17 protein-coding genes and 1 tRNA gene are annotated in these 22439 nt (G+C 43.9%); 6 read left to right on the plus strand and 12 right to left on the minus strand.

What is annotated here, in order from left to right; all coding sequences use genetic code 11:
- Nucleotides 1-142: 142 nt before the first annotated feature.
- The 6 genes from EXU57_RS22205 to EXU57_RS22230 all read right to left on the minus strand — a co-directional run bounded on the left by EXU57_RS22205 (nt 143) and on the right by EXU57_RS22230 (nt 5415).
- Nucleotides 143-733 (minus strand): hypothetical protein, encoded by a 591-nt coding sequence (locus tag EXU57_RS22205; RefSeq protein WP_133270466.1) that lies wholly within the window; start codon nt 731-733, stop codon nt 143-145.
- 246 nt (nt 734-979) lie between these two features.
- Nucleotides 980-2194 (minus strand): site-specific integrase, encoded by a 1215-nt coding sequence (locus EXU57_RS22210; protein WP_133270467.1) that lies wholly within the window; start codon nt 2192-2194, stop codon nt 980-982.
- A 241-nt stretch (nt 2195-2435) separates the two neighbouring features.
- Nucleotides 2436-2525, minus strand: a tRNA-Ser gene (locus EXU57_RS22215).
- A gap of 32 nt (nt 2526-2557) precedes the next feature.
- Complete coding sequence (locus EXU57_RS22220) at nt 2558-3325, minus strand: TatD family hydrolase (protein ID WP_133270468.1); 768 nt, start codon at nt 3323-3325, stop codon at nt 2558-2560.
- Nucleotides 3326-3510: 185 nt separating this feature from the next.
- On the minus strand, nt 3511-4152 hold the full coding sequence (locus EXU57_RS22225) for a polysaccharide deacetylase family protein (protein ID WP_133270469.1): 642 nt from the start codon (nt 4150-4152) through the stop codon (nt 3511-3513).
- 288 nt (nt 4153-4440) lie between these two features.
- Nucleotides 4441-5415, minus strand: a complete 975-nt coding sequence (locus tag EXU57_RS22230; RefSeq protein ID WP_133270470.1) for an ARPP-1 family domain-containing protein — start codon at nt 5413-5415, stop codon at nt 4441-4443.
- Between the two features lie 186 nt (nt 5416-5601).
- Here EXU57_RS22230 and gltX point away from each other — a divergent pair, with 186 nt between their 5' ends.
- Both gltX and EXU57_RS22240 read left to right on the plus strand, forming a co-directional pair.
- The gene (gltX, locus tag EXU57_RS22235; protein ID WP_133270471.1) at nt 5602-7131 is read left to right on the plus strand and encodes a glutamate--tRNA ligase; all 1530 of its coding nucleotides are present in this window, start codon (nt 5602-5604) and stop codon (nt 7129-7131) included.
- Between the two features lie 147 nt (nt 7132-7278).
- Nucleotides 7279-8793, plus strand: a complete 1515-nt coding sequence (locus EXU57_RS22240) for a glycosyltransferase family 39 protein (protein ID WP_133270472.1) — start codon at nt 7279-7281, stop codon at nt 8791-8793.
- 113 nt (nt 8794-8906) lie between these two features.
- Here the strand turns inward: EXU57_RS22240 and EXU57_RS22245 are convergent, their stop codons facing one another.
- Nucleotides 8907-9728, minus strand: a complete 822-nt coding sequence (locus EXU57_RS22245) for a universal stress protein (RefSeq protein WP_133270473.1) — start codon at nt 9726-9728, stop codon at nt 8907-8909.
- A 330-nt stretch (nt 9729-10058) separates the two neighbouring features.
- Between EXU57_RS22245 and EXU57_RS22250 the strand changes: the two genes are divergently transcribed.
- From EXU57_RS22250 to uvrC, 4 genes are all read left to right on the plus strand, one after another.
- Nucleotides 10059-10637, plus strand: coding sequence for an RNA polymerase sigma factor (locus tag EXU57_RS22250; protein WP_133270474.1), 579 nt, complete (start codon nt 10059-10061; stop codon nt 10635-10637).
- A gap of 17 nt (nt 10638-10654) precedes the next feature.
- Nucleotides 10655-12139, plus strand: coding sequence for a hypothetical protein (locus tag EXU57_RS22255; RefSeq protein WP_133270475.1), 1485 nt, complete (start codon nt 10655-10657; stop codon nt 12137-12139).
- Between the two features lie 80 nt (nt 12140-12219).
- A complete protein-coding gene (locus EXU57_RS22260) occupies nt 12220-12795 on the plus strand; it encodes a hypothetical protein (RefSeq protein WP_133270476.1) in 576 nt (191 codons plus the stop codon).
- Nucleotides 12796-12800: 5 nt separating this feature from the next.
- Nucleotides 12801-14621: an excinuclease ABC subunit UvrC gene (uvrC, locus tag EXU57_RS22265; RefSeq protein WP_133270477.1), complete on the plus strand. Its 1821-nt coding sequence runs from the start codon at nt 12801-12803 to the stop codon at nt 14619-14621.
- 608 nt (nt 14622-15229) lie between these two features.
- Here uvrC and gldN read toward each other — a convergent pair.
- The 5 genes from gldN to EXU57_RS22290 form a co-directional block, all read right to left on the minus strand.
- Complete coding sequence (gldN, locus tag EXU57_RS22270; RefSeq protein ID WP_133270478.1) at nt 15230-16384, minus strand: gliding motility protein GldN; 1155 nt, start codon at nt 16382-16384, stop codon at nt 15230-15232.
- Between the two features lie 14 nt (nt 16385-16398).
- The gene (gene gldM / locus EXU57_RS22275; protein WP_133270479.1) at nt 16399-17922 is read right to left on the minus strand and encodes a gliding motility protein GldM; all 1524 of its coding nucleotides are present in this window, start codon (nt 17920-17922) and stop codon (nt 16399-16401) included.
- A 53-nt stretch (nt 17923-17975) separates the two neighbouring features.
- A complete protein-coding gene (gene gldL, locus EXU57_RS22280) occupies nt 17976-18731 on the minus strand; it encodes a gliding motility protein GldL (RefSeq protein ID WP_133270480.1) in 756 nt (251 codons plus the stop codon).
- 137 nt (nt 18732-18868) lie between these two features.
- Nucleotides 18869-20146, minus strand: coding sequence for an SUMF1/EgtB/PvdO family nonheme iron enzyme (locus EXU57_RS22285; protein ID WP_133270481.1), 1278 nt, complete (start codon nt 20144-20146; stop codon nt 18869-18871).
- A 145-nt stretch (nt 20147-20291) separates the two neighbouring features.
- Nucleotides 20292-22331 carry a thioredoxin domain-containing protein gene (locus EXU57_RS22290; protein ID WP_133270482.1) on the minus strand — a complete coding sequence of 680 codons (2040 nt, stop codon included), beginning with the start codon at nt 22329-22331 and terminating at the stop codon, nt 20292-20294.
- Between the last annotated feature and the right edge of the window lie 108 nt (nt 22332-22439).

A 22439-nucleotide genomic window follows, 5' to 3' on the forward strand; every position in this document is an offset into this window, starting at 1 on the left:
CTTTAGCTGAGTGCGTAGCTCAAGTTCCGCGCCTGTTGATTGGTCAACCAATCAGCACCTTTTTGGAAGATCAAAAAATCTCGGTGAATGCTCATTTCTGTACTGAAATTATTCCGGCTCTGACCTTCGTATATGATTTAGTTCATGGTGTATATTCTGCTGATCTCATCGAAAGGTAAGCTCTATAGCTGTTGAACGTATTCGGGCTCCAGCGCGGCTTTATCTCCCCGCACTTCTCAAGGATTAGTTTGACATGTTTCCTTTTCACTTGATCGATAGGGAGAAAATCTAGCTGCAAGAATTTAGCAGCCTTAATAACATATTTCAGTACACTTTTAAGATCCTCTTGGGTGTGTTTGGAACAAACGAGCTTGCCGACAGTGTACGTTAACGCATCAACTAAGTTTAGTTTTACGGGATCATCTTCCTGGTTTGATGTTCTCTTCGTACGGGTAATCGGGTTATACGCTTCAGACTTAAGAACAATGTTTAATTCGTTGTCCATTAAGACCTTTACAGCGTTTCTCCGCTCGGCCAACGTTTTAAATCTATTGATGCCGCCTTTGACAATACAAAGTTTGCCATATTTAAGTTTGGGATCTGTTTTGAAACTCGGATCGTGAAAGTAGTATTGTATATACCAGTCTTTAGCGAGCGAAGCTCCCTTAAGGTTCCAATTTTTCGGGTAAACAGTAATCTCGCTGCAGCTGCAACCAATAGGTGGAGAAATCATAGTTGTAGCTTTTATTAACGATTTTATAAACTGTTATTAAAAAGCTACAGAACAAGGAGATAATAAAAAATGCTGAAAGACAGTGCTGTACTGCCTTTCAACTTAGTGACCGCGTTAGGGTTCAAACCTAAAACCTTCTGATCCGTAGTCAGATGCTCTGGCTTGTTCATCTCGGGAGGTCTATTTCAACAGTTTAGATATCTCACAAAAAAATAATTTCTATAACAGTAATGAGATGGTCAAATGCTATCTTGATAGTTTCTCTCTCAGTGTTAACATGTCGGAACTTACCTTGGAGTCGATAATCTTTGCGTAATGTTGAGTTTGCTTCAATGAAGAGTGCCCAAGCATTTTGGAGACAGTTTCAATAGGAACACCATTTGTTAAAGTAATCGTGGTTGCAAACGTGTGTCTGGCGATGTGGGAAGTCAACATTTTATTTATTCCACATACTGCAGCAATCTCTTTTAAATAGTCATTCATCTTTTGGTTGCTCGGAACGGGAAGTGGAATGTTTCTGCTCAAGCAAACAGGATCATTCGCATATTTTTCGATGAGCTCTACTGCAGCCGGCAACAATGGAACTGCTGAACGAGTCTCCGTTTTCTGCCGATATGTGAAAATCCATAATTCTCCATCTATACCCTTGCTGACGTCACAAGCCTTCAACTTTTTTACATCCGCATAGGCAAGGCCGGTGTAGCAACAAAAAAGAAACACATCGCGAACGTGTTCCAAACGATCGGTAGCAAACTTCTTTTCTGTAATCCGTTGAATTTCTTCGGCGGTAAGACAAATCCTATCGACGGTTTTAACTCTACCTTTATAGTTCGAGAAAGGGTTCATGACAATCCAACCATTGGCCATGCAAATTCGAATAATCTTTTTAAAGTTCTTGACGTATTTAACTGCCGAATTGTTCAGGCAGTTACAAACTGTCCTAAGGTAAAAATCATAATCCTCTATAAAGCAATGATCAATTTTCTTGATGTCGATATCACTCACACCGTATCGATACCTAAGAAACTCTCGCGTATGCCTAAACGAAGTTTCATAACGCTGCAATGTACCTTTTGCGAATTCCTTACCCACAAGAGCCGCGATCTTTCTGTTATGGTCGCTAAAAGTTTCCATAAGCATGCGGTTTTTCTCTCCAGAGCCTGTAAAGACATCTTTGATATCGAGCGCTGTAATCGTCTCTCGTTGCTCGGACAATCTTCGATGAGCATCGTACACTTTGGACTGCAAGTTGTCTAGCAAGGCATTTAAGCTCTTCACTTCTTCTTTTGTGCCGATCAGCCGACTGGCTTTGCTGTTCCATCGTAACGGATCACACTCCCGACCTGCACTGATTTCTGCTCTTTTCCCGTCAACAGTGATTCTGAGGTAAATTGGTACTGGCCCCGCTGTGTAATTTTTTGGCTTCTTCAAATAGAAAAGTAAGCTAAAGTTGGAATTCATGACATAATCATTAAAGGTGAACAAAATTAGCATTGCGGGTTAGGGGAGACAAGATGTTCATCAGATGAACATGTAGGTGGTAAAACAGCCAATCTGGTGAGTAAAACTAGGCTGAACTTTGAACTCACCGAATCACTCACCACTTTTTTGAGAAACGGTGAATGTTTTGAGCACCGTCTCCTAAGTAAAAAGCCCGCAAACACTGAGTTTGCGGGCTTTTGATACAGTTTGATGTGCTATCTGGCGGAGACTAAGGGATTCGAACCCTTGATACCCTTTCGAGTATACACACTTTCCAGGCGTGCTCCTTCAACCACTCGGACAAGTCTCCAGTTTGAGGCCTGCAAAAATAATGATTGCAGGCTAGTGACCGAATATTTTTTCGGCATTGGCAGATGTTACCATCGCAACCTCCTCCCCGCTGACACCCTTCGCTTGCGCAATAGCTTCAACAATGTGCCCCAGGTAGGCCGGCTCATTGCGCTTACCCCTGAATGGAACAGGCGACAGGTAAGGCGCATCCGTTTCCAGCACAAGGTGCTCAAGGCTTACGCCTTTCAGCGTTTCTGCAAGCCCCGACTTCTTATACGTTACTACCCCGCCTATCCCCAGCAGAAAACCCATATCGACAATGGCTGTAGCCTCAGCAGAACCATCACCAAAACAATGAAAGATACCCCGAAGCCCCCGACCGGCAAATGGCTTAACGGCTGCTATGGTTTCGGCGGTTGCATTGCGCGAATGAATGACAATCGGTAGTTGATATTGAAGCGCCAATTCCATCTGCATATTAAATGCTTCCAATTGCTCACGAACAAAGGTTTTATCCCAATAAAAATCAAGACCAATCTCACCTACCGCAACAAACTTTCGCTTGCTTAACCAATCTGAAACAATCATTAATTCATCTTTATAATCTTCCTTTACCGAACAGGGATGCAATCCCATCATGGGAAAACATTCCCCTGCATAGAGGGTCTCCAATTTTAGCATATCATCCACGACCCGGCTATTAATTGAAGGAAGGTAAAACCGCGCTACGCCTGCGTTTCGTGCCTTTTGTATAATATCATCGAGATCATTTGCAAATTCTTTTAAATACAAGTGACAGTGACTATCGATCAATTTCATATCGCAAATATCAACCTTTTAAACGCGGGCTGACGCGCATTAACAACAACGTTAAATAATTATGAGCACAAAGAAATAAAACGGAAACAACCTGCGTTTATACCATGCTTAACACAACAAGCAAAACTTTAACAACCAAACACAAACACGTTTTCATAGGGTACGGATTAAACGGGCCAGGGTTTCTACCCAGGCCCTCTCTTTTTTAACTCACTCCGTACAATCTTCTTAAAGGCATAGCCTTTCTCAGCAAAGTGTTCCAACATCCGTGGCAAAGCATACTGCATTCTTTCAAAGGCCTTTTCACTATCGTGAAAAACAACGATTGATCCCGGCTTTGTATTTTCAATTACATAACTCAAACTTTTCTCCGGGGTTAGCTTGATATCAAAGTCGCCACTTAAAACATCCCACATAATGATTTCAAACGTTGGCTCAAGCTGTTGTATCTGAAACCTTGATATTCTTCCATACGGCGGCCTGAAAAGACTGCTGTCGATGTACTTCCTGGCTTCCATCACATCTTTAAGGTAGATGTCATCTCTTGTTTGCCAACCATTCAAATGGTTATTCGTATGATTACCGATTGCGTGCCCTTCATCTGCAATACGCCTGTAGATCGCAGACGCTAGACGTACATTTTTGCCGATACAAAAAAATGTTGCTTTTGCATTGAAGGCTTTGAGTGTATCAAGTACAAACGGGGTTGCAACCGGGTGTGGGCCATCATCAAACGTCAGGTAAATCTCCTTCTCTTCAGAAGGGATATCCCAGGTGAGTTTTGAATACAACCGCTTTAACCACCACGGCGACTTTACTAAATACATATCTTGAGCTTACGTTTATAATTATCTAACACCTGCAGCATTTACAATAAGGTTCATCTTATACATTCAAAGTAAACTATCACTCATATGGCACGGACATATCTCTGGCTGCTATCCTAGTTTCTTTAAGGCCGCGCAATGAGATTTGGTACAAGAGTGCGACGCAAGGATGCCCAATAGAATTAATACAGCCGAGTCCAAAAAAAACCCGAATTCAACAACTCAAAATTATTCATCGATAAATGCAATTCATTTATTTCACAATTCAACTAAATACCAATAGAATTCCTACGCAAATTTTATGATTACTAAAATGCTATTCTCCATAAACAACAATGTGAATAACCCTGGTTCCCTGCCGGTGTATTTTACCATGACTTGCAACAAAGCTTCTTGCGTATGTTCATCTAACAATAGTTGATCCATAAACAGGGTTATCTTTTCTTGTTGTTGAACAGGAATGCCACCCTCTCTTACAGCGTCATTAATAAATCCAGGTAAGAAAAACGGGTAAGCAATCGTAGTCATATCCGTACTTGAAAATAATTCGCAACTGATTATACGCTGTTTTGTAATTGCAATAAACCCCGCAAATAAGCTGTCGCTATTCCGGTATTTATCCATGAAATAGCGTAAATAAAAACTATCGGCAATTGGCTTAGCTGAATGCAATTGTAGATACGGCCATACTTCTGAATTTTTTCGAACTGCCATAAATTGACGTTCTATCTCCTTCCAAACATGCGACTGCCTCCCCGTTTTATCCATTACTTTTTTTAGCGAAATATCAGCAGTCCCTTTATGCTTAAATGCCGTTTGTTTATCGTCCCACCTGCCCTTTTCCACGCAAAATACATCCACATAACTTGCTGCTTTCCCTGGCGATAAAATGCGCGTTTCACCAATCATCCGGTCCTGCTTTCCACCTGCAAGCAGGTCCCCGCTATTCAACAGGATGTTGTCTTTTGAATGGTTGAAAATTTCCAGCGTATTTACCGATGCCCCACGACTATCCTGTACTTCCCGTATCCTAACCTTGCCCTTTTGTATCGCCTCCGGCAAGCTAATTAACTTGCCATTTAGAACGGGAACAGTTGCCTTTAAACCATCCGGCGATTTGAAGCGCAGCGGTATAAGTTGAAGATCCTTATACGTCCAGGCTGAGTCATACTGCACCCACACCGTTTCATACGTGAGTTGCGCCTGCACTACCTGCTGAAAGCAAACAGTCATCAACAGCAACAATAACCGGTGGCTTTTCATGTACCTAAAAATAAGCGAGGCGCACCGGAGTACAAATTTTCCGTTGCAACAGTATCCTCATAAAGGATTTGAATACTAGTTTATATGATCTTCTTGTACAGGCAACCCGGAGGCAGATGAAAGGCACATAAGAGCAATCACGCCGATTCGCAAGTCGTCTTTCAGGTTCTGTTTTATATTTGCACTATGACCGATACTAATGTAAGGGTACGTTTTGCGCCATCACCCACCGGCGGCCTGCACCTTGGAGGTGTACGTACCGTATTGTACAATTACCTTTTTGCCAAACAACATGGGGGCAAATTCATATTACGTATAGAAGACACCGATCAAAGCCGCTTTGTACCAGGGGCAGAAGAATATATACAGGATTGCCTGCAATGGTGTGGGTTGGAGCCCGACGAAAGTCCGCAACATGGCGGCCCGTATGCACCTTACCGGCAGAGCGAAAGAAAGGACCTGTACAGGCAGTTTGCATTACAACTTATCGACCAGGGAAATGCATACTATGCATTTGATACCCCTGAGGAACTGGATGCAATGCGACTGGAGTTTAAAACAGAAGACAACCCGTCCCCCACCTACAATTATCAAACGCGGTTGAAAATGCGCAATGCTGAAACGTTGCCGGCTGATGAAGTGAGCCGGTTAATCAGCATTGGCACCCCTTATGTCATCCGCATTAAAATTCCGCAAAACGAAACGCTTACATTTATAGATATGATCAGGGGTGAAGTCAGTTTTAACTCCTTTCTTGTCGACGATAAAGTGTTGTTGAAGGCCGATGGTATGCCCACCTATCATCTTGCCGTTGTGGTCGACGATTATGCGATGAAAATCACCCATGCCTTTCGTGGCGAAGAGTGGTTGCCCAGCGCACCTGTTCACATCCTGCTTTGGAAGTACCTTGGATGGATAGCCGACATGCCCATGTGGGCACACCTTCCACTGATTTTAAAGCCTGATGGTCATGGTAAATTAAGTAAACGCGATGGCGACAGGATGGGCTTCCCCGTATTTGCGATGAACTGGTACGATCCCAGGAGCAATGATTTGACCACCGGTTTTCGCGAGCTTGGTTTTTTACCCGAAGCTTTTATAAACCTGCTTGCCGTGCTTGGCTGGAACGACGGTAGCGAACAGGAAATATTTTCCATTGATGAACTTATTCAAAAGTTTTCCATGGACAAGGTTCATAAAGGCGGGGCAAAATTTAATTACGAAAAAGCAAAGTGGTTTAATCATGAATGGATCAAGCGGCTTCCGTCACCTTACCTCGCTGAAAGGGTTAAAGCGGACTTTACCGCCAAGGGGATAACGGTGGCCAACGATGAAGTGCTCGTAAAGGTCCTTGATATGATTAAAGACCGGTGCACACTACTGACCGACTTTTACGAACAAGGCGGGTTCTTTTTTAAGGCCCCGGCTACCCTCGATGTAGCCGCAATCAAACCAAAGTGGACCAACGACAAGTTTATGTTCTTCGACATACTTAGCGAAAAGCTGATGTTGATTGAAGAATGGAATGTTACCGCAATAGAAGCACTCTTTAAAGAAACAGCAACGGAAAAAAACATTAAGCTAGGTGAGTTACAACTGCCATTTAGAGTGATGCTTGTTGGCGGTAAATTTGGGCCCGGGGTGTTTGACATAGCAGCAACAATCGGGAAAGCGGAAACCATTAACCGCATTAAATTTGCACTAACCCTGCTTTAAAATATTTGGTTAATTAATACATCGGCTGCGCGTTTACTGCGCAGCCTTTTTTTTATAAATGGGATTGAAACTTTCGCACTGCATCCCTATTTTAGTTTTTGCAACTACAATTGCCACCTTTACTTTAAATGCACGCTTTCGTTTGCCATGACAGCATCAATCAACTGGTTTCAAAAACACAGGATCATCCTTTTCCTGGCTTTGCTAAAGTTTGTGCTGCCATACCTGTTGCAGCATCCTATGTACGAGCTCCATCGCGACAAATACCTTTACCTTGCTGAAGGCAAACACCTCGCCTGGGGATACATGGAGGTTCCACCACTGCTCTCGCTTTTTGCAGCAGTGACCCAGCTGCTGGGTAATGGCTTTTTTTGGGTTAAGTTCTGGCCGGCTCTTTTGGGAGCGATAAACTTATTTATCGTTGGAAGGATGGTGCAGGAAATGGGCGGCAATCGCTTTGCACAATTTCTTGCATGTATGTGTATGATCACCGGAGCTTACCTGCGCGTACACTTCCTCTTTCAACCAAACTTTCTCGAAATATTCTTTTGGAGTCTTGCCGCCTTGCTGCTGGTCAGGCTAATCAAATACGATCGCGCCAAATACCTCTATCAACTTGCCATTTGTCTTGCCTTCAGCTTCTATGCAAAATACTCAGTGGTATTTTTTATCGCGTCGGTGTTTGGAGCGCTGCCGCTTACACCACAACGCATATACTTTGGGAGCAAACACCTTTACCTCGCTGCCTTAGTATTTATGATCCTCGTTGCACCTAACCTGTTTTGGCAATACCAACACGACTGGCCTGTTGTACATCATATGCAAGAGTTGCGCGAAACACAGCTGCAATATGTACAGCCATTTGACTTCTTAAAAAACCAGTTTCTCATGCACCTCCCATGTTTCTTTGTTTGGGTGGGTGGGCTTTGCTGGTTGTTTACCCGTAGGGGTAGCCGTTATGCGCTAATCGGCTACACTTATTTGCTGGTGCTACTATTGCTAACATTTACAAACGGCAAAGATTATTACACCCTTGGTGCTTACCCGATGTTGTTTGCCGCCGGAGGTGTTTGGTTCGAACTGGTTACAAAGCGCACCCTATGGTTAAGGTATACGGCAGTGGCTGCCATCTTAATCATTTTTGTTGCCATTATTCCTGTAGCCTTACCCGTATGGAAGCCGGATGCACTCGCGGCTTACTATCGAAAAACCGGGTTGGATAGGTCGGGTGTTTTAAGGTGGGAGGACCTCCGGGATCATCCACTTCCGCAGGACTTCGCCGATATGATCAGCTGGAAGGAACTGACCGATAAAATGACCACAGCATACTTATCGCTGCCAATACAGGAACGGGAAAAAACGCTGGTGTTTTGCCGGAATTATGCACAGGCAGGAGCAGCAACTTATTTCGGAAAACAACTGCCACAGGTGCATACCGATAATGCAAGTTTTTTGTTTTGGATGCCTGACCAATACAACATCAGCAATCTTTTGTTTGTCGGCCATAGAATCCCACCGCCCGGCGACGTTGTGTTTGAACAATTTGAGTCATACGAAGTACGAGACAGTATAACAATCCCCTTGCAAGAGAGTTTGGCGTTAAAATCATTCTTTATCGTAATGGAAATTCAAAAGTCAACGGGCTTATCGAAAAGAGCATAAACGATAAAAAATCCGTTTTCCGCCGACCGTAATAAGCAATGATGACAAATACCAGCCTGATCTATACAAGCCCTGAGCTGTTGTAAACAATTGGTCACCGCAAAACAGACAACCTACCTGGATTGCTCGCTTATACACATCAACGGTACATGGGTATGAAATGCGAGTTCTTTTGTGTGGTTATGGCGGAATATATTATCAAAAAAGCCATGCTTCTTTTGAATCACAATAATCATATCTACCTGCTGTTTGCCGGCAAAATTATTGGTCGCCTCCCAAAAACTATTATAGTCAACATGGTGATACTCGGGATCATAATCACTTAAGGCTTCGCGTAAAACCCCATTATCAGGGGTATTTCTGCTGTGGTCAATGTTCAACACCTGTAGTCGTGCACCCGTCTCATCAATCATTTTCTTTATCCACTTTACCGGACCGGAATGCGCAACCTTGTTGTTGTCCAACACCAGGAGCAATTTCTGGATTGGGCGATAGACCGCATTCGAAGGCACAATAATCACCGGAACCTTACTTTGCTCGGCAACGCTAAGGGTATTGCTTCCAATCAATACATCCAACCCGCTGCCACCGGTAATTCCCATTAGAATCAGGTCTGCCGCGGTCTCCTCGCAGGTTTCTTCGATGTTGCCCGCCAGGATTGCAAACGTTGAGCGTGTTTCCACGGCTAGTCCTTCCGGAGCAACGGGAAGTAATTCGCGCCTGAAACTTTCCAGTCGTTCGGTACTGCTTTTCTTTACTTCTTCAAAGTCGAACAACTGTACCACCGGTAACGTAGGGTCGCCTGCATAAGGTGCCTGGTAGGCATTGTAAAGAACGATTTTGGTGGCAGAAACGTGCCGCGCAAATTCAAAAGCATAACGGCTCGCATTACGTGCCGTTTCCGAAAAATCTGTGGGTACAAGAATAGTGTTCATAGCACCTGATTTTAATATCGTCTTCTAAACATTAGGGCTCACGAAAACCATAACGTTTTCGCTGCAATTTTCTTTTTGGGGACGAGCTTTTTTCACGCTTCCCGGCTTTTGTTGTGTCACTCACTTGTACCGCAGAATGCTGTGGCAGCAACGCTTTCGAATACAATACGGGGTAACAATTCCGGAAGATAATATATGTTGTTGAAGCAGCGACAAGCTTTTATAAAGCAGCGGTAAACACACCAAAAAGGTCTGAAATTTTGTTCAGTATATGCAGCATTTCAACAGTTAAATTGTCTACTTTTAGGGATTACCAGATTAACCCCCTGAATGACAGAAGAATTTATTATTGCTGGTTGTTTGCAAAACAATCCTTCAGCACAAAGAGAGCTGTATAATCGTTTCAGCCCGAAAATGCTGGCGGTTTGTTATCGGTATGCTCAGAACCGTGAGGATGCTGAAGATATGTTGCAGGAAGCGTTTATAAAGGTGTTTACTCAAATTCACACTTTTCAAAACAAAGGTGCATTTGAGGGTTGGATAAGGAGGATCATCGTTCACACCTGTATAAACTTTTTGAAGAAACACAAAAAGTTCAACGACAGCGTTGACCTGGCGCATGCGGGAACCTTGCAGATCAGGGAAGAAACGATCCCTTCTATGATGCAGGCAAAGCAGGTGACAGAATGCATAAGGATGTTACCGGTTGGTTACCGGACCGTATTGAACCTGTATGCCATTGAAGGGTATAGCCACAGGGAGATATCAGAAATGCTCGATATCGAAGAGAGCACGAGTAGAAGTCAGTACACGAGAGCCCGGGCGATGCTGGAGAACGTATTAGTTAAGAAAAATATTCTTGAAAAACCTAAGCCGCAGTTCACCTGGCTTGCTGGTTTAAAAAGGTGACCAAAAGTTACGTGTAGATGGAAGATAATTTTTACAATGATGGCTTTGAAGAATTCTTGCAACAGCAGGTAAAGGATAGCAAGATGTATCCTTCGGACGGGCTTTGGAGAAAAATTCACAAAGAAGTTCACGGAGATACCAACTGGCCTGGCCTTACCATTGCTGCATTTGGCTTTTTAGCAGCCATTATAGCAATTAGTTTTTACTTCTCACCCTTTCCCGGAATAGACGAACGAACAATAAGTGTAAAATCTTCACCTGTCTCCAAAACAAAAAACACACTTGCCAAAGCAGGCGATCTTGTTGCAGCTGCACCACGTAAAGAAAACCATCCACACCAGGTTATTCCGTTTGTAGGAGACGATGATGATAATCCTGAGCTCGCAGACGAGGTTGTACGAAAAATGGTTCAATCTTCATCAACCCCGTCTACCCCACCTGAAACCCTATCCATAGTTGCCGGCAAAGTCGAAATGGACAATACACCTGCCAGGTTGATTCCTTTGCATCCACTGGCCCCGGTTGTCAGTATGAGCTCACCAAAATATTTGCAGGCAGATCTGGCACTTTCAGATACGGATCCAAACGGCGAACACCTGCTAGGTGATAGTGCCGGGCAACTTCAGGTTCATGCCCCACTAGAACCGGCTATTGTACCAGCTTCAACCAAACCCGGGGCTGAAAAACCAAATACCGCTTTTGAAGACGACTACTTAACCCGTTCTTCCCACGATGTACAAATTCCGACACCTGTAAAATCCAACCGTAAACTCAAGAATAAAATAGGCTATACCGTTTACATTACTCCTTCTAACAGCTATAGAAAGTTAATTGAAAACGATATAAACAGAACAGGTGGGAAACCAGGCCCTGTCGCCCTTTATAATCTGGTAGACATCAACAAGGTTGTGAGGCATAAACCTGGAACCGGCATTGAAGCAGGGGTAAACTTCATGTACAGCATTACCGACAAGTTAAAAGCCACTGCAGGTGTTCAGTTTAACATCCGCCAGTACTCAATGGAAGCTTACATGGCCACTACCGAAGTTGCAACCATTGGGCTGATCAATCGTTCCGGTGGCATCGACTCAATAGGTTCATATGCCGTTTATCGCAATTCCAATGGTTATAAACCTACAGAACTGGTAAATCGTTATTACCAGGTTTCATTGCCGGTAGGGCTGCAATGGCAAGTGCTGGGTAACCGCAGCGTTCAATTGCATGTGGCAGCAACCGTACAACCTACTTACTTCCTCAACAGGAACACCTACCTTATCTCAACCGATTACCAGAACTACACCCAGAACCCTGGTATTGTCCGCCCCTGGAACATCAACGCTGGACTCGAAACATTTATTACGCTCAAAAGCGGCGACTTCAAATGGCAACTTGGGCCACAGGTCCGGTACCAGAATTTACCAACGTTTATCAAGGCTTACCCGATCCGGGAATACCTCGTAGACTATGGTGTTAAGCTGGGTGTTTCTACAACAATCAAATAATTTCCTCCGATGATATCTGTTACAGGCTGCATATGCAGCCTGTATTTTTTTAAGGTTAACGCTTTGCGTATTTTTGCTGAATGAAAGTTTTCGTAAGCTTACTACTAATATCCTTCTTATTAGCATGCAGGCAAAATCCGGCTGATGATAAAACTGAAACTAACGCAAAAGACACCATCTCATTTTTTCAGGTCGGAGATTACATCCAGGCTGAAATCAATGAAGTGAACAGAACACCATATTTCATTTACAAAATCGAAAAACAGGACGGAAAACTTGATTCCACGGCGATAAACAATGAAGTGTTTAACCAACTCTCAAAAGCTTTCCTGCAAACCGACATCAATGACCCTTCGCTGAAGGCAAACTATGACGAAAATGTTTTTCACGACCAAACGACTAAGAGCTATACGCTCAACTATACCACCACCAACAAAGCGCTGCCCGTTCAAAGTGTCGACGTATTACTGAATGAAGACGCGCAAACCGTAAAAAGAATATTCATCAGGAAGCTTTACGACTACGGCGACAGTTCCGTTATAGAACAGTTGAGCTGGAAGCCACGTCAGCGCTTCCAGGTTAACCGGCTAACCCGGCATGAAGACGCAACGGAGTCGGAAAAAGAACTCATCGTTGTTTGGAATAATAAGGAGTAAAGAAAATGACAGCACAGGAATTTCAACAGATAGCACACACGATCCCTCACCAACCCGGTATCTATAAATACTTTGATGTACACAACGAGCTGCTCTATGTAGGCAAGGCAAAAGATCTTAGAAAGCGCACCTCTTCTTACTTTACCAAAACCTTTACCAATTACAAGACCCACGAACTTGTTGTACGAATTCATAGGGTTGAGTTTACCATTGTAGATAGCGAACAGGATGCCTTTTTTCTCGAGAATTCACTCATCAAACAATTTCAACCCAGGTACAATATCGATCTTAAGGACGACAAAAGTTTTCCTTACATCGTCATCAAAAAAGAACCTTTTCCGAGGGTGTTTCTAACACGGCGAAAGATTAATGATGGCTCAGAGTACCTTGGCCCATTCACGTCTGTTGCAAAGGTTCGGGAGCTTCTTACCTTCATAAAGCAAAACGTCGCCCTTAGAACCTGCAAACTTAACCTCACCAAACAAAATATCGAAAGAGGCAAGTTTAAAGTATGCCTCGAATACCATCTTGGAAACTGCAAAGGCCCATGCGAGAATAAGCAGAGTGATAGCGACTACGACCTGGCGCTGCAACAGATCCGCAACATCCTCAAAGGAAACATATCTCCGGTCATCCAGCACTTCAAGAAAGAAATGGCTGCATGCGCCATGGAAATGAAGTTTGAGAAGGCGGAAATAATTAGGAAGAAAATTGAACACCTCGAGAACTACCAGTCTAAATCAATTATTGTAAGTAAGCACCTGAACAGCGTAGACGTTTTCTCTATTCTGAAAGACGGAGACGTGGCTTATGTAAACTACCTGATGGTTCAAAACGGCACCATTGTGCAAACACACACGGTAAAGTTTGAAACAAAACTAGAGGAAACGGAGGAGGAAGTGCTTCCTATCGCCATCAATCACCTGCGGCAAACACTAAACAGTCCGGCAACCGAAATCATCATCCCTTTTGCTATCGAGTTCCCTGTTGAAGGTGTTGTGCTTACGGTTCCAAAGGGAGGCGATAAGCGGAAGTTGCTCGAACTTTCTGTTAAGAATGTCGAATACTTCAGAGAAGAAATACGAAAGAAAAAAATGCTCCAGCTCGAAGGCAAGTCCGACGTGCAAAAAAAGGAAGTGCTGCTTAAATTACAGGAAGACCTCCAGTTACAGGAAGCTCCTGTTCATATCGAATGCTTCGATAACTCCAATTTCCAGGGTAGCTATCCGGTTAGCGCAATGGTGTGTTTCAGAGATGGTTTACCAAGTAAAAACGATTACAGGCACTATAACGTTAAAACCGTTACCGGCATCAACGATTTCGCAACGATGCGGGAGGTGGTTTTGCGGCGGTATAGCAGGCTTTTGAATGAAAACAAATCTCTACCGCAGCTCGTGGTAATTGATGGCGGCAAGGGGCAGTTAAGCGCCGCTATGGAAGGGGTAATTGAATTAGGCCTTACCGGGCGAATGACCGTAGTCGGCCTGGCAAAAAGTGAAGAGGAGATTTTTTTCCCTGGTGACCAGGAATCTATTAAGCTGCCATGGGATAGTGATAGCCTTAAACTCATACGACGGATCAGGGATGAGGTACATAGGTTTGGCATCAACTTTCACCGGCAAAAGCGAAGTAAAGGAACATTTAAAAATGAATTGCAGGATATATCTGGTATTGGAAAAAATACGGCAGATACCCTACTCAAAGAATTTAAATCTGTAAAAAATATTAGGGCTAAAACGGTTGAAGAGCTTGCGGCACTGATAGGAAAAGCAAAAGCTGAATTGGTATTCCGGCACTTCAATGAAACGGAAAAATCTGCATTGTAGAGTTTAACAAAGTACGGTTATGTTAGGTCAACGATTAAAGCCTGGAAATGGAAGCCTTTTGAAGTTAACTGGTTTTTGATCCTTGTAAATGGCTGTTTGCAATCCCGTCCTCGTGTCTTCATCAGGAGAATTTTTATAGAAAGGAATAAGAGCAGATTAATTAGGTAAGGGGACGCACAAACCAGGAGGAGGCACGTGTAGATACCCTTATAACACTAAGATTAGAAAGCTGGTGAATGGCAGGAAAGGTTACAAGTAATTAACAGTAGTACGGGTATCGCTCACAGCCCGCAACAATGTCGAACAAGATCCCGGCGTAAGATTTTAAGGAGGCAATTCAAACGAGGACAATAAATAGGAATGTGCTAAAAAAAGAAAGGGGCCCGGATGAAGATCCAGCCCCGTTTTTAAAATCCAATATCCTATGAAAAACCGTGTCAAAGATAAGTAAACTTCACAATAATGCAATGTTGCTTATTTATTTTTTTGACAGTTATAATGTTGTAAATACGATGCATTTACCCACTGCAATTCAGCATAAGCCCGTAAATACCGGCATAAAAAAAGAGCCTTTCTCAAGGCTCTTTTTTGTTAAAACGTAATTTCAATTAGTGCGACCAAAGGTCCTGCTCGTAATTAAATATTTTTTCTTTGATGTTCTCGCCTTCAAGAAGCCTGAAAAGCGGGTCTTTTACGAACGACTTCAGACTTAAATCAAACGGGTTATCAATAGTTGACTTCGTGATATAGCTTGAGAAAAACCTGCTTTCGAATAACTCTTCCCAACTCATTCTGCCGGCAAAGTTTTTACCATTGTACACCTCGTACTTGGAAAGAGTTGGTCGCAGATCAGGGTAATATGCCCAAAATAGGGTTCTATCACCAATTGGAATGCCGGTTGATGTATACTGGGTCATCACAGGTGCGATACCAAGTATTCTTACAAACATTCTTGATGACTCTTTATCAAAGATCCACTCTTCCTTAAGGCGGAAGCGATAGATTGAGTCTGGCTCAATCATTCTTTGACGAACTTCATATTTGATAACCTCACCGGTATTGATATCCGTTACGGGTAAAGTATCATTTCCGCCAGTAATAATGCCAGCAACCTGCTCCTTGGTCATCGGGGTTGTAAACCGGTCGTCTTCACCATTGAAGGCAGTAACATTACCAGCCTGTATAGCGTCGAACAGTATTGAAATAAACCTTTGATTACCGTTATCTTCATTTGCAGCATACCTGAAAGGAAGGTTCATTTTTTCACGCGTATCAATCTCGCGCCAAACACGCTGTTTGTAAACCGCATCATCTTCCCGGATGTGCTCGTAAGCAAGTGGGGTACGGTCTTTAATCAGCTGCCCTTCTATAGCGTTGTCCAACCTCAAGGATGGCGCAACTGAGTCGCCTATTCCACTGCTTCCACCTTTGATTACTTCAATAGGCAGGTTCTGATTATATGATGGCTGTTGAGTGGGTGTAGCAGAACTACCGTAACCACCTGTTCCGTAAGCGCTTGTTCCGGTTGCTGCACCACCAGCTGGTGTTGTAGAACGTGGCTTGGTAGTATCCCGACGTGCAGGGGTTGTGTAACCACTGCCGTAGCCGGCGTTACCATACCCGCTGTTGCCGTAACCGCTCTGCGGCCTGCTTGTAGACTGCCGTGTGCCCCTGGGTTTCGGCTTTGTTTGTGCATTGATATCTGCCGCAACAAGAACCACCAGCGACGCGATCACACAGCTTTTTAACCAATTCGTTTTCATAACTACAGCGTTTATTAATATAAGTTGAAAGCCATTGTTGGCAATTGCCTGGTATCCCCTCCAGGTCCCCTGGCTCGTATCTCATCTATTACAATAGTTGATCCGGGACGTGATCTTTCCAAAATTCTTTTTGACTCCGCGTTAAAATAAGCTCCTGCATTTTGTGAAATGCCGGGTGCCTCAAGAAAGTTGGCTCCGGTTGCATAAAGTGTAAATCCTACGATGTCAAATTTTACGCCTTCAAAAACGAAGTCTTTCAAATCGGCACGTACACCTTGTTGCGCCTTAAGTGAGTTGGCAGGAATTCTTCCACCGGTACTTGCTCCGATCATAGCCACCGGATCGGGTACACGTTTTACACGAAACTCGAATGGTGTTGTTTTACCTTCTACAGTTACGCTGATCGTTGCTTTTCCGGGTGAGCTCACCGTGGCGATATATTTACCCCCGCCCTGGGCAGTAAGGTTACCATTATCAATTCTCGCACTTGTTTTTTCAGCACCTGCTGTTCCGCCGGTGATTGTTAGTGGATTGGGCAGGCCAATGTACAACACCTTCACTGCATCAGCACTAACACTCGCGCCGGTAGGAGAGCCAACGGTGTATTCAACTTTCTTTGATATTGTAGAAGTTGTACCATCCGGTTTGATAAACGAAATGTTCACATTTTTAGTGTAAGTACCAGGTCCGCCAACTTTGGTTTTGTACTCTGCAACCCCTTCAGTATTTAAACCAACACCAGCCCCATCAATGGAGATGTTCGGCTTGGCAGCTTTGCTAAAAGCACCCACGCCAGCGGTAATTACCAATTCCTGGCCTGGCATCAGGTATTGGGAGTTGGTACCGGCAAATGCCTGGAACTCGTTGTAAACAACCTCTACTTCACCAACTTTACGGTGGCAAAAATCAACCACCTGCGCCTCACTGTTCTTAACGTCATTCTGAAACTTGCTCAGCATGGTGATCGCAGCAATTGTTGGTGTCATTCTAAAATAAGCAGCTTCCCATCCCTTATTACCTTCATTCGTGCTTTTCGGAATGCTCAGGTCTATTGGAAGAGAGTTTGCAAAACCTGCTTTAATCTCCGGATCAATTGCCAGAAGATCGTTGCGGTACTTTTCAAGGCGTTGGTTAAGCTCCTTTCCTTTAGGACCTTCAACAAGCATTCTTGTTGCAGCGTCAAGGTTATCTTCCCTGAATTCACCACCGGCAACCTTCTGCCCGGCTTCCTTCATAAGGTCCCCTTTCAGGCCCTCAATATAGGTACTCATATCATCAGCAAGTACTTTCGCCTGGTTTGCCTTTTCTCTCCAAATCCTTGCTTTTTCTGCAGTTTTAGGGTCCGCTACCTTGCGGTCGAATGAAGTAAAAATTCCCTGGTTTTTTGCATCGATGATTCCGTTAGCGTTAAGAAGGCTGCTATTTACGGTTTTAAAGGCGTTTAATATTTCCGACGATACGTTCAGCGCGAGCAAAGCAGTAAGCACCAGATACATCATATTGATCATCTTCTGCCTGGGCTCTTTGGGTAAGGACATTAGTAAGTATGGATTAAAATTTATTATTAAGATTATAGACCCGCATGCATCGACTACCTGCCTTGCATTGCAGTCAACATGTTGCCATAAACGTTGTTCAGGCTACTTAGATTTCTTGCCAGAACGTTCAATTGCTCTTTTGTTTTCTTAGCATCTTCTACGCTACCCTGCATTGCACTGGAAGTTTCTGCAAGTTTACCATAGAAGTTGTTTAACGCTTTCAGGTGATTGTTGCTTTCCTGCAATTCCAATTCATAGATTGTGTTCAGCGAAGAAAGGTTTTTAGTTAACACCTGAACCTGGTCGTGAAACTGCCTTGTGCCTTCAGCAGCAAGGTTAAAAGAAGATAAGGAATTCGCGGTTGTTGTATACGCATCCCGCACAGTATCCAAGGCGGCTGAAGCAGCTTTAGTTTTAGCGGTATAGTCACCGGTCGCTTGCACGATATCACCAATTTCACTCATCTTGTCAACAGTTGTTCCCAATTTTTGAAAACCAGAACTCAGTTTCGAAAGATTTGCAGGAGTAATATCTGCTTCTCCCAACATCTTTTCCATTGATTTAAGTGCCGGGTTTCCTTTATCTGATTCAACAGGTACCGCTACGCTTGGTGATCCCTGGTCAGGTGGTGGAAGAATGGCATAGATGAGGAAGATAGCCGCTTCAGTTAACAGACCTACTGTCAACATAATGTCGGCAAATGATTTGTGCAAAATTTTGGCCCATGCGCCAAAGATTACTACTGCTGCACCAACGCAAACAACAACGTTAACTAATCTGTTTGTAGCGGGAGAAACACCTGAAGCCATAATAAAGGATTTGTTTAATGTTACGGATAAATAGAATAATAGAAGGCATGATAAAGGTGAGGATAAACGGGTATCCTCACGCTCTATAATTTGTTAAATAAGTAGTTGCTAAATTTCTTTTAATAGGCGGGCTATTGTTATCTTCTTGACATTGCAGGAAGATCAATCACACAACGGAAACCAATGTAAGACTTCGCTGTGTCCTGGTACTCATAAGACCTGGTTCCGGTTTGGAGAAAGTAACCAACGTCTTTCCAGCTGCCACCACGAAGCACTTTACGCTTCATACGGGGTGCATCTGAGTCTTTCGCATCGTAGCGGATGTCAGGGTTCATATCATGTTGGAAGTTGTAACCACCTTCGTAAAATAGGGATGAGGTCCATTCTGCAACATTTCCTGACATATTGTATAAACCAAAATCGTTCGGCCAGTAAGCATCAGCACGTACAGTGTAAAACCCGCCGTCTTCTGCATAGTTACCACGTCCTGGCTTGAAGTTAGCCAACAGGCATCCCTTCTTATTTCTCAGGTAGTAGTTACCCCATGGATACATCGACTGTGAACGGCCACCTCTTGATGCATATTCCCATTCTGCCTCTGTTGGCAACCTGAAATCGCTTTCAACAGCTTTCTTTTTTCTTTCAAGATAGCTATTCATATAATTGGTTCTCCAACGGCTAAATGCCACTGCCTGCTTCCAGCTTACACCCACAACCGGGTAGTTTCCAAAAGAAGGATGTGAAAAGTAACGTTTAGCCATTGGCTCATTGTAAGAATAAGAGAAGTCTCTCATCCACACAAGGGTATCGGGGTAAACTTTTTCATCGTAGCGAACAATGTATGTGCTACGTGGCTTTCCGCGGTTCTCCAGCTTTGCAGCTTCTTTTAAATCGAAATACTCAACCCGGAAGTTAATTTTATCAGGATCAATCTCGTTTTTACCATATAACCGGTTATCCGGAGTTAAGGTAAGCTTTGAGATTTTTTCCATTACGGCTTTATCGCCGTATTTGATGGCGTTAGCCTTTTTCCAGTCAACAGCAAAACTGCCATCAACTTCTTTTCCATATCCAAGTTCCTTTGCAGCCAATGAGTCACGTACCCACCAAACGAATTGTTTGTATTCGCTGTTGGTGATCTCGGTTGCATCCATCCAAAAGCCATTGATAGATACCTGTTTGTTTCTGGCGGTGAAATTGTAATTGATGTCCTCGTCACTTGGTCCCATGTGAAAAGTTCCAGGTGGCACGTATACCATGCCTATGGGTTTGCCCATGCTTGCACGTGTGCTGTAGGTTACGCCGACCAACTGTCCATTATCAGGAACTCCTTTGGCTTTGCCCTTACTCCCACAACTAGCTAAACCCAAAGCAACAGCCGATATAGCTGCCAGTGTAAACAGTTGACTTCTCATTCTATTGTATCTATTAAAAGGTATAAGCAAATGTAACAAAATATCTTATTTAAAAAATTGAGCTCGTTTTTTAAAGTTCCTCGGGCATTTACACCCCTAACTAAGGTAAAACGGAGCGTCCCGACCTTTATTGTGTTAACAAATCCTAAATTTGTAAAAGCCTTTCCAATTCCGGGACAGTAGCTGCAGGCTGCAAACACTGGTAGTTTTTACACAGGTACATCAGCACATTCGGACCCACTTTTTTTCCCTGGAGTAAGGGTAAATCCATCGACTCACCCGTGGTGCTTTGTAAAACCCGGTTTGGAACTTTAAGCTTCAACACTTCTGTTAGTACTTCCCCGTAATCTTTCCCAACAACTGCGATTTCATTCATCCCCATCACAAGATTCTGCAGGTTTACCGCCCAGAGACCAAAAGAACCGGGGTACTTCAGAATCATTGGCAACAGCTGGTGCGTCATTAAACGAGACTTTTCAATCCAACCGGGTCTGTCGAAAACGATGCCCAGGTAATGAAGATTGATCGCCATTGTTGAATTACCCGACGGAACTGCTGCATCATAAACCTCTATTTTCCTCATTATAACGTCGGTTTGTTCAACCGGAGTATAAAAGAAAAAACCTGAGGACGCATCTTCAAACCGGCTGAAAACTTCTTCGCAAACCCGTCGCGCCTTCACGAGGTACTCCTGGCAGCCGGTAATCTCCTGGAGCAGGATATATGCCAGTATCAGAGTTGCGTAGTCATCTAGGAAAGCAGGAAAACGGGAGGTACCTTCTTTTGTTGTATGGAACCATTTGTTTTCACTGGGTTCCCTGAGCGTCTTCTCGAGAAAGGCCATGTTTTTCACCGCAAGAAGTTTGTACTCCTCTTCTCCCGTGGCCGCATAAGCCTTGGTGAGTGCAACATTTACAAGAGCATTCCAGCCGAGTAGAATTTTATCATCTGTGGCCGGCCTGGTACGCGTATCCCTTGCAGATAGTAACTTTCTGCAACAGTCATCCAACTTTCTCGATAAATCTTCAGGCACCAGGTCTTTCTCTTTAGCAAATAAGCCCATGGGTTGTGTTACCCACAAGATGTTCGTGCCTTCCCAGTTTCCCTCGTCCTTCACACCATAGAACTCACAAAATAAGCCGGCATGCTCACCAAGTATCTCCTGAATCGCTGTTTTTGACCAGGTGTAAAACTTTCCCTCAACACCTTCACTATCCGCATCAACCGCACTATAAAATCCTCCTTCCTCATCCATCAGCTCTCTCGTAAGAAACCCAACTGTCTCACGTATTTTCCGGGCGTAAATTTCCTTGTTTGTTAATAAATATGCCTCAGCCATCAGCACTATTAACAAAGCATTATCGTACAGCATTTTTTCAAAGTGCGGGGCAAGCCACTCGTTATCGGTACTATACCTTGCAAAGCCTCCGCCCAACTGATCGTAAATCCCTCCGGCGATCATCTTATCCAGGCTTAACAAAACATGGTTAAGCGCAGCATCCTGCCCGGTATAATGATAATGCCTTAATAAGACCATTAAACTAAACGTGTTCGGGAACTTTGGCGCTGCGCCAAATCCTCCCCAGGATGTGTCGGCTGTTGCGAGCAGGTTGCCAGCAATTACATCCAGGTGTGCAACCTCCGCAGCATCCACCCCTCCGTCACCTGCAATTGCCAGGAGATTTGTAGATCGAAGATGTTCCATTAATGACTCCGCCTGGTCTTCAACCTGGGCTTTTCTCTGCTGGTAAGCCTCGCTCACGGCAAGAAGAACTTCACGCCAGGTGCTACGTTGGTGAGCCCTTACCGGCGGAAAATATGTACCACCAAAAAAAGGCTTACCGGTTGGCGTGAGAAAGACATTTAACGGCCAGCCACCACTCCCGGTCATGGCCTGCACGGCATCCATGTAAATATGGTCTATGTCAGGTCGCTCCTCCCGGTCTATTTTGATATTCACGAATCTGTCGTTCATAATGCCTGCAACTGCTGGATCCTCGAAGCTTTCCCGCTCCATCACATGACACCAATGACAGGCTGAATATCCGATACTTACTAAGAGGGGCTTGTCTTCCAACACTGCTTTGGAAAGTGCCGCTTCCCCCCATGGGTACCAGTCAACAGGATTATGTGCATGCTGCAGCAGGTAGGGACTGCTTTCGTTGATAAGCCTGTTTGTGTGCATAATATTAATGAATAGAGCCTCGAGCTGCAAGTGTTAGGCTGTACGTACTATACAAACACTAAGCCTGACATGACAACAGCAGCACTATCCTACAAAATAAAAATGCCC

Origin of the sequence: Segetibacter sp. 3557_3, from assembly GCF_004354985.1 — a bacterium.
Classification (GTDB): domain Bacteria; phylum Bacteroidota; class Bacteroidia; order Chitinophagales; family Chitinophagaceae; genus Segetibacter.